This is a genomic window from Streptomyces sp. NPDC002463 (genome assembly GCF_042889835.1).
In the GTDB taxonomy this organism is placed as follows: Bacteria; Actinomycetota; Actinomycetes; order Streptomycetales; family Streptomycetaceae; genus Streptomyces; species Streptomyces nymphaeiformis.
In genome coordinates, this window is record NZ_JBIARL010000009.1 from 209887 (window position 1) to 222062 (window position 12176).

The following is a 12176-nucleotide window of genomic DNA, read 5'->3' on the forward strand; positions in this document are numbered from 1 at the left end:
CCATTCCGGCCATATCGGCGGCCCGCCGCGGGCCACGCCGTCACAGAGCGAAGGGGATGCGGAGCGTGCCACCCAGGAGCAGCCCGACCGCGCGACAGCAGCGCCTCGGGAGCGAACTGCGCAAACTGCGCGAACAGTCGGGGATGTCGGCCCAGCAGGCCGCCGCCCTCCTGGGCGTCGACCGCACTCGCATCCCCAACATCGAGTCGGGCCGCTTCGGGATCAGCCCCGAGCGCGTCCGCACCCTCGCCTTCAACTACGGCTGCCCGGACACCGGGCTCGTCGACCTCCTCGCCGGCATGGCCAGGGAACGGGACCGGGGCTGGTGGGAGGAGCACCGCGGACTGCTCCCGCCCGCCCTCCTCGACCTCGCCGAACTGGAGTTCCACGCCTCGGAGTTGGAGACCTCCGTCACCACCCACATCCCGGGCCTCCTGCAGACCGAGGAGCACGCCCGGGCCGTCTTCGACACCGCCGTCCCCCCTCTGCCGGGACCCGACCTGGAGTCCCGGCTCGCCCTGCGGCTGCGCCGTCGGCAGATCCTGGAGGGCGACCGGCCGGTACGGTACGAGGCCGTGATCCACGAGGCCGCGCTGCGCATGCAGTTCGGCGGAGCGAAGGTCGCGCGGGCGCAGCTGGAGCACATCCTGGCCCACACCGAGCGCGACACCGTCTCCGTACGCGTCATCCCGTTCGCCGCGGGGGGTTTCCCCGGGGCGGGCCAGTCGTTCACCTATGTGTCCGCAGCGGTGCCGCAGCTCGACACCGTGCAGCTCGACTCCTCCCACGGCTCGCTCCTGCTCGACACCGACATGCAACTGCGCCGGTACCGCGGCCTGCTGGACCGGCTGCGCGGGCTCGCCCTGTCCACGACCGAATCACGCGCGTTCGTCCGCGCCATATCCCAGGACCTGTGAAGGACCCCCCACACCATGAACGTCACGACCGCCGCCCCCACCGCCCCGTCCGCCCCCACCGCCTCCGCGATCGACTGGGACGAGGCCTTCTGCAGCGAGGGCGCCAACTGCTTCCGCTTCGGGCTCGACGATTCCGGCCGCGCCTACATCGGCTCGACGCTCTCCCCCGGCGAGTACGTCACCGACTCCGTGGAGGCGCTGCGGGCGCTCATCTCGGCCGTGAAGGCCGGGGCGGCCGACCATCTGCTGTGAGGCGCCGATCACTCGCTCCGAGCCGCCGGACATCTGCGCTGTGTAGTCGGCCGCTTGACCGACGGACGCCGGACAGGACGTGACCTGCGTCTCCGGCACCCCGCCGGAGCTGCACGCATAACGGAATGTAATCGGACATCGCCGGGGCGGGCTTGGCCGACGCCTTACGGAGGCTTAACCTACGGTCTCGTAACCTACGAATCCGTAGGTATGCCCGTATGCCCTTCTCCGTCCCCAGGAGTTCCCGTGACGCTCACCTCTCCCTCCCTCGACAGCTCGGCAGGGTGGACCGACGCACGGCTGCTCTATGCACTGGAAGAGGTCGTGGAGAAGGAGCTCAACCGGCACCTGAAGGTCACCAAGGACTGGATGCCGCACGAGTACGTGCCGTGGTCCGACGGCCGGAACTTCCCCGGCTTCTTCGAGGACGGCGAGGCCTGGGAGCCGTCGCAGTCCAAGGTCACCGACATCGGCAAGATCGCCCTCGTCGTCAACCTGCTCACCGAGGACAACCTCCCGAGCTACCACCACGAGATCGCCAGCCTCTTCGGCCGCGACGGCGCCTGGGGCACCTGGGTGCACCGCTGGACCGCCGAGGAGGGCCGGCACGGCATCGTGATGCGCGACTACCTGCTCGCCTCGCGCGCCGTCGACCCGGACAAGCTGGAGCAGTTCCGGATGGCGCACATGAGCGAGGGCTTCGAGTCCGACAACCGGCACTCGATGCTGCACTCCGTCGCGTACGTGGCCTTCCAGGAGCTCGCCACCCGCATCTCGCACCGCAACACCGGCCACCAGTCCGGCGACCCGGTCTGCGACCGGATGCTCGGCCGCATCGCGCTCGACGAGAACCTGCACATGATCTTCTACCGCAACCTGCTGGGCGCGGCCTTCGAGCTCGCCCCCGACCTGACCATGCAGGCCGTGCGGGACGTCGTCGTCAACTTCCGGATGCCCGGACACGGCATGCCGGGCTTCGAGCGGGCGGCCGCGCAGATGGCGATCGGCGAGATCTACAACATGCGCATCCACCACGACGACGTCCTCCAGCCCGTCCTGCGCTTCCTCAAGGTCCTCCAGATCGAGGGCCTCGGCCCGGACGGCCTGCGCGCCCAGGAGGAGCTGGGGCTCTACATGAACGGCCTCGACAGCGAGGCGAGCAAGTTCGACGAGAAGCTCGCGGCCCGCAAGGCCCGGATGGCCGCGCGCGCGGCCGGCTGAGCCGCCCGCCGGGGCGGCCGGGCGGTTCAGCGGCTCCGCCGCTTGAGCCGCCCGCGCTCCTTCTCGGAGAGCCCGCCCCACACCCCGAACCGCTCGTCGTGGGCCAGGGCGTACTCCAGGCACGCGAGGCGCCCCTCGCACGCCCCGCACAGCTGCTTCGCCTCGCGCGTCGACGAACCGGGGGCCGGGAAGAAGAACTCCGGGCCCGCCTGGGCGCACAGGGCGTTCTCACGCCAGGAGAGGTCGGGGGCGGTCAGCACGTCGGTATCCATGACCGACAGCCTGCCCGGGGGCCGTAAACGCGCCATCAACGTTCGATCAATGGCGCATACATCGCGCCGGGAGCGGCGTTCCGGTCGGCCGGAATCGCGTATGAACGGTGTGTTTCCGACCCCGTCGAGCGCCTGATCCGGCTCCCGCCATGTGGGAGCGTGGGGGCACGATCACCCACGGGGAGCGAACCCTATGACGACCGAGGCCGGCATCGTCCGACCCCCGGCGGGCGCCCAGGCGGTCCGCCGCGCACTGGACGTGCTGCACTGTTTCCACGACAACGGGCCCGACCTGAGCGCCTCCGACCTCGCGCGCCGGCTCGGGCTCTCCACCTCGACGGCGCACCGGCTGGCCCGCACCCTGCTCGGCGCGGGCTTCCTGGAGCAGGACGCCAGGACCGCGCGCTACCGGCTCGGCCCGGCGATGACCGAGCTGGGCCGGCTCTCGTACCACCAGCGGGGGCTGCACCGGGCGGGTCCCGAGCTGGCCGATCTCGCCGAGCGGACGGGCGCGACCGCCGACCTGGCGCTGCGCAGCGGTCCGCACGCGGTGATCGTGGCGGGCGGCCCGGTGGCCCCGAGGGTGGGACTGCGGCGGCCGCTGCACTCGACGGCGCTCGGGAAGGTGCTGCTCGCCTGGCCCCGGGCGGACGAGGAACCCGCCCCTCTCACCGCCGAGTCGGCGCGTGTACGGGAGGCGGGGTTCGCCCTCGACGACGGCGAGCCGGCCCACGCGGTCCGGGCGCTGGCCGTGCCGGTCCTGGGACGGGCGGGGCACGCGAGGTTCGCGCTCTCGGTCCGGGGAGCCTCCGATCTGATCACCGACGCGCGGCTCGACTGGTACCTGGCGCAGGCGCGGGCCTGCGCGCGGGCCCTCGAGGTGCTGCTGCTCGCCCCGGCGGAGCGCCGGGAGCCGGGCGAGCGGGCGGGGTAGCCGCCGGGACCGGGCGAGCGGGCCGGGAAACCGCCGAGGCCGCCGGCCTCCGGGGCTGCACCGAGATGTCCGCACGGTCGTGCGTTCAGTACGATGGGGGCATGAGCGGCAGCACGGGAAGCGGCACCGGGACCAAGCGGGACGGACGTGTCGAGCGGGGCAACCAGACCCGGCGCCTCGTCCTCGGCCGGACGATGGACATCGCCTCGGTCGAGGGGCTCGAAGGCCTGTCGCTCGGCCGGATCGCGACCGAGCTGGAGCTGAGCAAGAGCGGCGTCTTCGCCCTCTTCGGCTCCAAGGAGGAGCTGCAGCTCGCCACCGTCAGGGCCGCCGTCGCCGTCTTCGCCGACCGCGTCGTCACCCCGCTGAAGGACCTGCCGCCGGGCGCCCGGCGGGTGCGCGAGCTGTGCCGGAACTGGCTCGCGTACTCATCGGACCGGGTCTTCACCGGCGGCTGCTTCTTCTACGCGGTCGCGGCCGAGTTCGACGCCCGCACGGGCCCGGTCCACGACGCCGTCGCAGGGACCCGCCGCGACTGGACGGCGTACGTGGAGGGGGCCCTGACGGAAGCGCGTGCCGTCGGGGAGTTCACCGAGGACCTGGACGTGGAGCAGCTGGCCTTCGAGGTGATCGCCCTCATGGAGGCGGCCAACGCCCACTCCCTGCTGCTCGGCGACCCCGGCACGTACACCCGCGCCGAGCGGGGCATCACGGCCCGTCTGCTGTCCTCGGCCACGGAGAAGGGCCGGGCGGCGCTCAGCGCAGACTGACACGCTCGGATGCGACGGCACCCGCCGTCGCGAACTCCACCGCCGCGGCCACGACGCCGGGATCCGTGAGGATACGGCGGTGACCGAGGCCCCGGGTGACGACGAGCCGGGCCCTCTCGCCGTGGGCGCGGGCGAGGAACCGCGCCTGGGCCAGGGGCACCATGTCGTCGTCCTCGTCGTGGAACAGCAGGACGGGCGCGCCGAGTTCGTGCGGGGCGTGGTCGGCGCCGAAGCGGTCCCAGACGCCCGGCTCACCGGGGACGAGCCGCCGCTCGACATACCGGCGCACGGCCCGCACGACCCGGTCGTCCAGGCCGAGTCCGGCCCGGAAGCCCTCCATGAGCAGGTCGAAGGAGCCGACGCCGCCGAGGCCGACGAAGCGGGCCGTGCGGACGCCGTCGCGGAGGGCGAAGAGGGAGGCGAGGACGCCGAAGGAGTGGGCGACGACGGCCTCGAAGTCGCCGTGCCGGACGTGCAACTCCCGGATGATCTCGCGGTATTCGACGATGTTGGTGGCCTTGCCGGAGGATTCGCCGTGCCCGGGCCCGTCGAAGGCGACCGGGCTGTATCCCCGCGCGAGGAGCTCCTCGGCGAAGGCCCCGAGCCGCGAGGCGCGGGAGGACCAGCCGTGCACGAGCAGGACGGGCCGCCGGCCGTCGCCCCAGGCGTAGGTGACGACCTCCTTGCCGCGCACGTGGAGGGTCCCGGTGCGGGCGGCGGCGAGGAGCTCCCGCTCCCCCGGCTTCACCGGGGCCCTGCCGAGCGGCCGGACGAAGAGGTGGAAGGCCCAGCGGCCGGCCGTGCCGGGGGCGAGGCGGGCGGTGGTGTTCAGGGCGGTGCGGATGAGCGGAGCCATCGGGTACATGCCGGATCTCCTCGGTCGTCCTGACGATGAAAAAATGCTAGCACGATCGTTCGTGTTGTTTTAGAGTGAAGATCGAGGGCCGGCGACGCCCACCCGGAAGCGTCCCGGCCCTCTCCCTACTTCTCCCCGGGCTCCTCCCCCTTCGCCCGGCTCGGCTGCACCCGCTTGGGTTCGCCCGGCATCTTCGGGTACTCCGGCGGGTACGGCAGGTCGCCCAGACCGTGTTCCGCCTCGTCCCGCCGGGCCAGTTCGAGCAGCGACTCCAGACTGAACCGCTCGTCGTCCATGTCCGCGTGGACGTCGCCGACCTCCGCGTACCGCGTCGGCATCGTCCTGATGTCGAAGTCCCTCGGCACGGCTTCGTCGATCTCCTCCCACCGCAGCGGCGCCGAGACGGGGGCGTGCGGCCGGGGGCGTACGGAGTAGGCGGAGGCGATCGTGCGGTCCCGGGCCGCCTGGTTGTAGTCGACGAAGATCCGCTCACCCCGCTCCTCCTTCCACCAGTTGATCGTGACCCGGTCCGGCATCCGCCGCTCCAGCTCCCGGCCGCAGGCGATCACCGCCCGCCTGACCTGGGTGAACGTCCACTCGGGGGCGATCGGCACGAAGACGTGGAGGCCCCGGCCGCCCGAGGTCTTCGGCCAGCCGCGCAGTCCGTGCTCGTCGAGGACCGCGCGGAGCTCGTGGGCGGCGCGGACGGCGTCGGCGTAGTCCGTGCCGGGCTGCGGGTCGAGGTCGATGCGGAGTTCGTCGGGGTGGTCGGTGTCGTCCCGGCGCACCGGCCAGGGATGGAAGGTGACGGCGCCGAGGTTGGCCGCCCAGAGCACGGCGGCCGGCTCGGTGGGGCACATCTCGTCGGCCGACCGGCCGCTGGGGAAGGTGATGCGGGCCGTCGGGATCCAGTCGGGCAGGTACTTGGGGGCGCGCTTCTGGAAGAAGGACTCGCCGGTCACCCCGTCGGGATAGCGCTCCAGGGTCGTGGGGCGGTTCCGCAGGGCGCGGGTGACGCCGTCGCCCACGGCCAGGTAGTACCGGACCAGGTCCATCTTGGTGTAGCCGGGTTCGGGGAAGTACACCTTGTCGGGGTTGGAGACCCGCACGGTCCGGTCGCCGACCTCGAGTTCCACCGCTGCCGCCTTGCCTGCCATGCGGGTCAGCCTAGGGCTCGCCGACAACTCCCGCATACCAGACAATCGCCCCATGGACCTTCCGGTGATGCCGCCCGTGAAACCGATGCTCGCCAAGCCCGTGAAGCGGATCCCGCCGGGGATGCAGTACGAGGCGAAGTGGGACGGCTTCCGCGCGATCGTGCACCGGGACGGGACGGAGCTCGTCATCGGCAGCCGTACGGGCAAGCCGCTCACCCGCTACTTCCCCGACCTGGTCGAGGCGCTCGCGGCCCGGCTGCCGGAGCGCTGCGTCGTCGACGGGGAGATCGTCATCGAGCAAGGCGGCCGCCTCGACTTCGACCGGCTCTCCGAGCGGATCCATCCGGCCGACTCCCGGGTCCGCCTGCTCGCCGAGACCACCCCGGCCCGGTTCATCGCCTTCGACCTGCTCGCCCTCGGGGACGAGTCCCTGCTCGACACCCCGCTGAGCGAGCGCCGCTCCGCCCTGGAGCGCGTCCTCGACGGGGTCGACGCGCCGGTCCACCTGGCGCCGGCGACCCGGGACCCCGGGCTCGCGGAGCGGTGGTTCCAGCAGTACGAGGGCGCCGGGCTCGACGGGGTGATCGCCAAGCCGCTCGACCTGCCGTACCGGCCGGACGCCCGCCTCATGTACAAGATCAAGCACGAGCGGACGGCCGACGTCGTCGTGGCCGGATACCGCTTCCACAAGAGCGGTCCCGTGGTCGGCTCGCTGCTGCTCGGCCTGTACGACGACCGGGGCACCCTCCAGCACGTCGGCGTCTGCTCGGCCTTCACCGCCGCCCGCCGCGCCGAGCTCGTCGAGGAGCTGGAGCCGCTCCGGATGGACCCGCCGGACGGGCACCCGTGGGAGGCGTGGACGGAGGAGGCGGCGCACGAGGGGGCGCGGCTTCCGGGCGCGCCGAGCCGCTGGTCGGGCAAGAAGGACCTGTCGTGGGTGGCGCTGCGGCCGGAGCGGGTCTGCGAGGTCGGCTACGACCACATGGAGGGCGAGCGATTCCGCCACACCGCGCAGTTCAAGCGGTGGCGCCCGGACCGGACGCCGGAGTCCTGCGGCTACGGACAGCTGGACGAGCCCGTCTCGTACGACCTGACCGAGGTCCTCGCCCAGCCGCGGAAACGCACTCCGGGAAACCGGCGCGCCGCAACGTGAGATGCCACACATTCGACGGCCGCGAGACCCGCCGCCGACACCTCGAACCGGCAACACGTTCGATGAACATTCGAGCGATACGCAGAGATCGTGCACGACACGACGGCCGTCGCCCGCCCCCGTACCTGCGGGAACGCGTCCGGCACCGGCCCGCGCCCCCGCCCGGTCCGCTCCCCCCGGGACCCGCGCGGCGCTCCTCGGACGCGCCCGGCCGTTGCCCGCCCGCGACATCGCCGTGCCGGAACCCGGACGCCGATCCGGTACGTATGGAGAGGAGACCCTTCCTTACCCTCCCCGGACCGACTAGGACTGACCCGTGATCACCTCGCCCTCGCGCCTCGTTCCCGTCCCGATCCCCGACAGCGTGGCCGCGATGATCGGCGCCTGCCTGCCGCTGCACGTCCTCCAGGCCGAGGTCGACGCGGACTGCGCGGCGCGCGAGGTGTACCGCTTCCGGGGACCGCTCTGCGCGGAGGACCGGGCGGACCGCGAGCACGCGCTCGCCGCCCTCGCCCGGGCGAACAAGATCCTCGCCAAGCACCACCCCAAGCTGCCCGTCACCCCCTGACAGGTGCGCCTGTTCGGCCGTCCCCCGCATGCGTGAGGACCGTGGCGGTGTGACGCTGCGAGAGTGACCACGACCAGCGACGCAGCGCCCGCGCCCTCGGCCGCCACCGAGCCACCCGTGCTCGACAGCCGCCGCCGCAACATCGTCTTCGGCACGATCATGCTGGGCGTCCTCCTCGCCGCCCTCGACCAGACGATCGTCGGCACCGCCCTGCCCACGATCGTCTCGGACCTGGGCGGCGCCGCCCACATGTCGTGGGTGGTCACCTCCTACCTGCTCGCGGAGACGGTCGCGACCGTCCTCGTCGGCAAGTTCGGCGACCTCTTCGGCCGCAAGGTGATCTTCCAGATCTCCGCGGTCGTCTTCATCACCGGCTCGTTCCTCTGCGGACTCGCCACCAACATGACCCTGCTGATCGTCTGGCGCGGTCTCCAGGGCGTCGGTGCCGGCGGCCTGATGGTCACCTCGATGGCGCTCATCGCCGATGTGATCCCGCTGCGCGAACGCGGCAAGTACCAGGGCGCGATCGGCGCCGTGTTCGGCGTCTCGACCGTCATCGGACCGCTCCTCGGCGGCCTGTTCACCGACCACCTCAGCTGGCGCTGGGCCTTCTACGTCAACGTCCCCATCGCGATCCTCGTCGTCATCGCCGCCGCCCGCTCGATCCCCTCGGTACGCTCCGCGAGCCGGCCGGTCATCGACTACGCCGGCATCGCGCTCGTCGCCGTCGGCTCCAGCGCCCTGATCCTGGCGACCAGTTGGGGCGGCAACGAGTACGCCTGGAGCTCCGGCGTCATCATCGGGCTCTTCGCGGGCGGCATCGTCGCCCTGGGCCTGTTCTGCTGGGTCGAGACCCGGGCGGCCGAACCCATGCTGCCCATGCGGCTGTTCCGCAACCCGGTCTTCACCGTCTGCTCGGTGCTCAGCTTCGTCGTCGGCTTCGCCATGCTCGGCGCGATGACCTTCCTGCCGACCTATCTGCAGTACGTCGACGGGGAGTCGGCGACCATGTCCGGCATCCGCACGCTCCCCATGGTCATCGGCCTGCTCATCGCCTCCATCTTCAGCGGCAACTACGTCAGCAAGACCGGCCGCTACCGGATCTTCCCGATCGTCGGCTGCCTGGTGATGGGCATCGGCCTCTACCTGCTCTCCCTCATGGGACCGGACAGCGGCACCTGGCTGGAGTCGCTGTACATGTTCGTCCTCGGCGCCGGCATCGGCCTGTGCATGCAGGTCCTGACCATCGCGGTGCAGAACACCGTCGAATACGCCGACCTCGGCACCGCCACCTCCGGCGTCACCTTCTTCCGCACCCTCGGCAGCTCCTTCGGCACGGCCGTCTTCGGCACGATCTACACCAACTCCCTCAAGCCCAACCTCGCCTCGGGCCTCGTCGAGGCCGGCACCATCGCCAGGAGCCTCGGCATCGACCCGGCCGGAATCGCGCAGGCCGCCCAGAACCCCGCCGGCCTGCACCGGCTCCCGGACCGGATCGCGGCACCGATCGTCCAGGCCTACGCCGACACCCTGCACACCGTCTTCCTCTGGACGGTGCCGGTCGCGGCCGTCGGCTTCGTCGTCGCCCTCTTCCTCAAGCAGGTGGAGCTGCGCGACTCGGCCCGCTCCGCCGCCCCCGACATGGGCGAGGGCTTCGGCTCCCCCACCATGTCCGGCGACTCGGAGAAGCTCCTCGAACTCTCCGTCGGCCGCATCCTGCGCCGCCAGGACATGGACACGGCCCGCCGGATCGTCATCGGCTCCGACACCCGGCTCGACTTCGCCGGAGCCTGGGCGGTCATGCAGGTCGAGCTCTACACCCGGACCGTCGGGCACGCCAGCCTGGGCCTGATCTCGGCCGGCCGCCGGGTGCCGCCGGAGGTCCTGCTGCCGGTCTTCGACCGGATGGTCGACGAGGGCTTCCTGACGCGCGACGGCAACCTGCTCTCCCACACCACGGCGGGCAAGCGCGAGGCGGACGTCATCACCCACGCCTGGGGCGACTGGCTGTCCGACCAGGTCGAGAAGGAGCGCGGCCGGCCCAGCGGACCCGAGCTGCGGGTGGCGACGGACTCCATCGCCAAGAAGATCGTCGCCGAGGACCTCGCGAACGGGCTCCCGAGGGAACGGGTGCCGGCGGGCGCGGGCGCGCGCTGAGCGTTCCCGCTACTCGATGAAGTCGCCGTCCACGTACACCCACGCGCCCTCGTGGCGGGCGAACCGGCTCCGCTCGTGCAGGGCGCCGGCCTCACCGCCGTGGACGTAGCGGGCGACGAAGGTGACGGTTCCGTGCTGGTGGAAGGCGGTGCCGTCGGTGGACCCCTCGATCTCCAGGCCGGCCCACCGCGTCCCCGGGTCGAAGTCGACCTCGCCCGGCCGCGTCCCGGGCGCCCAGGTGCGCAGCAGGTACGCCTCGTCACCGACGACGAAGGCGCTGTAGCGGGAGCGCATGAGGAGCTCGGCGGTGGGTGCCGTACCACCGGTGCCCGAGTGGAACCGGCCGCAGCACGCGCCGTACGCGGCGTCGAGTCCGCAGGGGCAGGGCGAGGCCGCGGTCACGGCGGGCACGGCGGCGGCCGGGGAGGTGCGGGGGCGGGTCTTGCGTCGGGACATGGCGCCATTGTCCCCCACCCGACGGGCCGCGGCGGCGCCCGGCATGTGGACGCCGCCGTGGACGACCTCCCGGAATCCCGCTGCTCAGAGGACTCGTCCCAGTAGCGTACGAGCATGAAACTGACGATTCTCGGAGGCGGCGGATTCCGGGTGCCGCTGGTGTACGGCGCCCTGCTCGGCGACCACGCCGAGGGGCGGGTCACGCACGTCACCCTGTACGACCTCGACGAGGGGCGGCTCTCGGCGATCGCGCGGGTCCTCGCCGACCAGGCGGAGGGCGTGCCGGACGCGCCGGCGGTGACGGCGACGACGGATCTGGACGAGGCGCTGCGCGGGGCGGACTTCGTGTTCTCGGCGATCCGGGTCGGCGGTCTGGAGGGCAGGGCGGCCGACGAGCGGATCGCGCTCGACGAGGGCGTGCTCGGCCAGGAGACGGTGGGCGCGGGCGGCATCGCGTACGGGCTGCGGACCGTGCCCGTGGCCGTACGCATCGCCCGGAGGATCGCCGAACTCGCCCCCGACGCCTGGGTCATCAACTTCACCAACCCGGCCGGCCTGGTCACGGAGGCGATGTCCCGGGTGCTCGGGGACCGGGTCGTCGGCATCTGCGACTCCCCCGTGGGCCTCGGCCGGCGGGTCGCGCGCATCCTGGGCGCGAACCCGGACGAGGCCTGGATCGACTACGTGGGCCTCAACCACCTGGGCTGGCTGCGGGGGCTGCGGGTCGGCGGGCAGGACGTGCTGCCGCGGCTGCTCGCCGACGAGGAGGCCCTGGGCTCGTTCGAGGAGGGCAGGCTGTTCGGCCCGGAGTGGCTGCGGTCGCTCGGCGCGATCCCCAACGAGTACCTGCACTACTACTACTTCAACCGGGAGGCGGTGCAGGCCTACCGGACGGCCGAGCGGACGCGCGGGGCGTATCTGCGGGACCAGCAGGGCGCGTTCTACGAGGAGATGGCCAAGCCCGGCACCCCGGCCCTCGCGGCCTGGCACCGTACGCTCGCCGACCGCGAGGCCACCTACATGGCCGCGAACCGGGAGGCCGCCGGGATCGGGGAGCGCGACGAGGAGGACCTGGAGTCGGGCGGCTACGAGAAGGTGGCGCTCGCGCTCATGCGGGCCATCGCGCGGAACGAGCGGACCACGCTGATCCTCAACGTGCGCAACGGCTCGACGCTGTCCGTGCTCGACGCGGACGCGGTGATCGAGGTGCCGTGCTTCGTGGACGCGAACGGCGCCCACCCGGTGTCGGTGGCCCCGCTGCCGTACCACGCCGTCGGTCTGGTGACCGCCGTGAAGGCGGTGGAACGCGAGGTCCTCGCGGCGGTGGAGAGCCGCTCGCGGGCGACGGCCGTCAAGGCCTTCGCGCTGCACCCGCTGGTGGACTCGGTGGCGGTGGCGCGCCGGCTGGTGGAGGGCTACACGGCGGAGCACCCGGGCCTGGCCTGGCTGCGAAACTGAGATGA

At 72.3% G+C, this 12176-nt stretch carries 13 protein-coding genes; 9 read left to right on the forward strand and 4 right to left on the reverse strand.

Annotated features, from left to right (window positions below; all coding sequences use genetic code 11):
* Positions 1-65: 65 nt before the first annotated feature.
* The 3 genes from ACFYX3_RS20000 (at position 66) to ACFYX3_RS20010 (ending at position 2390) form a co-directional block, all read left to right on the forward strand.
* Positions 66-917 (forward strand): helix-turn-helix domain-containing protein, encoded by an 852-nt coding sequence (locus ACFYX3_RS20000; RefSeq protein WP_389015007.1) that lies wholly within the window; start codon positions 66-68, stop codon positions 915-917.
* A gap of 15 nt (positions 918-932) precedes the next feature.
* Positions 933-1169, forward strand: a complete 237-nt coding sequence (locus ACFYX3_RS20005) for a hypothetical protein (RefSeq protein WP_376591616.1) — start codon at positions 933-935, stop codon at positions 1167-1169.
* Between the two features lie 246 nt (positions 1170-1415).
* Positions 1416-2390 carry an acyl-ACP desaturase gene (locus ACFYX3_RS20010; protein ID WP_352026575.1) on the forward strand — a complete coding sequence of 325 codons (975 nt, stop codon included), beginning with the start codon at positions 1416-1418 and terminating at the stop codon, positions 2388-2390.
* Positions 2391-2416: 26 nt separating this feature from the next.
* On the opposite strand, the gene ACFYX3_RS20015 is transcribed toward ACFYX3_RS20010, so the two are convergent.
* Positions 2417-2662, reverse strand: a complete 246-nt coding sequence (locus tag ACFYX3_RS20015; protein ID WP_359516061.1) for a WhiB family transcriptional regulator — start codon at positions 2660-2662, stop codon at positions 2417-2419.
* A 193-nt stretch (positions 2663-2855) separates the two neighbouring features.
* Here ACFYX3_RS20015 and ACFYX3_RS20020 point away from each other — a divergent pair, with 193 nt between their 5' ends.
* Both ACFYX3_RS20020 and ACFYX3_RS20025 read left to right on the forward strand, forming a co-directional pair.
* Entirely contained in the window at positions 2856-3596 is a 741-nt protein-coding gene (locus ACFYX3_RS20020; RefSeq protein ID WP_389015012.1) for an IclR family transcriptional regulator, read from the forward strand.
* A gap of 101 nt (positions 3597-3697) precedes the next feature.
* Positions 3698-4366 carry a TetR/AcrR family transcriptional regulator gene (locus ACFYX3_RS20025; protein ID WP_382652298.1) on the forward strand — a complete coding sequence of 223 codons (669 nt, stop codon included), beginning with the start codon at positions 3698-3700 and terminating at the stop codon, positions 4364-4366.
* Here the strand turns inward: ACFYX3_RS20025 and ACFYX3_RS20030 are convergent.
* Complete coding sequence (locus ACFYX3_RS20030) at positions 4353-5231, reverse strand: alpha/beta hydrolase (RefSeq protein WP_389015015.1); 879 nt, start codon at positions 5229-5231, stop codon at positions 4353-4355. The two genes, ACFYX3_RS20025 and ACFYX3_RS20030, sit on opposite strands and share 14 nt — an antisense overlap.
* A gap of 116 nt (positions 5232-5347) precedes the next feature.
* Positions 5348-6379 (reverse strand): non-homologous end-joining DNA ligase, encoded by a 1032-nt coding sequence (ligD, locus tag ACFYX3_RS20035; RefSeq protein WP_389015018.1) that lies wholly within the window; start codon positions 6377-6379, stop codon positions 5348-5350.
* 52 nt (positions 6380-6431) lie between these two features.
* Between ligD and ACFYX3_RS20040 the strand changes: the two genes are divergently transcribed.
* From ACFYX3_RS20040 to ACFYX3_RS20050, 3 genes are all read left to right on the forward strand, one after another.
* A complete protein-coding gene (locus ACFYX3_RS20040) occupies positions 6432-7532 on the forward strand; it encodes an ATP-dependent DNA ligase (protein WP_389015021.1) in 1101 nt (366 codons plus the stop codon).
* A gap of 373 nt (positions 7533-7905) precedes the next feature.
* The gene (locus tag ACFYX3_RS20045; RefSeq protein WP_052499750.1) at positions 7906-8100 is read left to right on the forward strand and encodes a hypothetical protein; all 195 of its coding nucleotides are present in this window, start codon (positions 7906-7908) and stop codon (positions 8098-8100) included.
* 63 nt (positions 8101-8163) lie between these two features.
* Positions 8164-10257, forward strand: a complete 2094-nt coding sequence (locus tag ACFYX3_RS20050) for an MDR family MFS transporter (protein ID WP_389015024.1) — start codon at positions 8164-8166, stop codon at positions 10255-10257.
* 9 nt (positions 10258-10266) lie between these two features.
* On the opposite strand, the gene ACFYX3_RS20055 is transcribed toward ACFYX3_RS20050, so the two are convergent.
* Positions 10267-10713 carry a YchJ family protein gene (locus ACFYX3_RS20055; protein ID WP_382652285.1) on the reverse strand — a complete coding sequence of 149 codons (447 nt, stop codon included), beginning with the start codon at positions 10711-10713 and terminating at the stop codon, positions 10267-10269.
* Between the two features lie 114 nt (positions 10714-10827).
* Here ACFYX3_RS20055 and ACFYX3_RS20060 point away from each other — a divergent pair, with 114 nt between their 5' ends.
* Positions 10828-12171 carry a 6-phospho-beta-glucosidase gene (locus ACFYX3_RS20060; RefSeq protein ID WP_389015028.1) on the forward strand — a complete coding sequence of 448 codons (1344 nt, stop codon included), beginning with the start codon at positions 10828-10830 and terminating at the stop codon, positions 12169-12171.
* Positions 12172-12176 lie beyond the last annotated feature (5 nt).

Excerpts from the sequence above, each read along its gene's own strand:
- ACFYX3_RS20030 (WP_389015015.1), bottom strand. The coding sequence starts at position 5,231 with ATGTACCCGATGGCTCCGCTCATCCGCACCGCCCTGAACACCACCGCC.
- ACFYX3_RS20005 (WP_376591616.1), top strand. The coding sequence starts at position 933 with ATGAACGTCACGACCGCCGCCCCCACCGCCCCGTCCGCCCCCACCGCC.
- ACFYX3_RS20040 (WP_389015021.1), top strand. The coding sequence starts at position 6,432 with ATGGACCTTCCGGTGATGCCGCCCGTGAAACCGATGCTCGCCAAGCCC.
- ligD (WP_389015018.1), bottom strand. The coding sequence starts at position 6,379 with ATGGCAGGCAAGGCGGCAGCGGTGGAACTCGAGGTCGGCGACCGGACC.
- ACFYX3_RS20045 (WP_052499750.1), top strand. The coding sequence starts at position 7,906 with ATGATCGGCGCCTGCCTGCCGCTGCACGTCCTCCAGGCCGAGGTCGAC.
- ACFYX3_RS20015 (WP_359516061.1), bottom strand. The coding sequence starts at position 2,662 with ATGGATACCGACGTGCTGACCGCCCCCGACCTCTCCTGGCGTGAGAAC.
- ACFYX3_RS20060 (WP_389015028.1), top strand. The coding sequence starts at position 10,828 with ATGAAACTGACGATTCTCGGAGGCGGCGGATTCCGGGTGCCGCTGGTG.
- ACFYX3_RS20025 (WP_382652298.1), top strand. The coding sequence starts at position 3,698 with ATGAGCGGCAGCACGGGAAGCGGCACCGGGACCAAGCGGGACGGACGT.
- ACFYX3_RS20020 (WP_389015012.1), top strand. The coding sequence starts at position 2,856 with ATGACGACCGAGGCCGGCATCGTCCGACCCCCGGCGGGCGCCCAGGCG.
- ACFYX3_RS20055 (WP_382652285.1), bottom strand. The coding sequence starts at position 10,713 with ATGTCCCGACGCAAGACCCGCCCCCGCACCTCCCCGGCCGCCGCCGTG.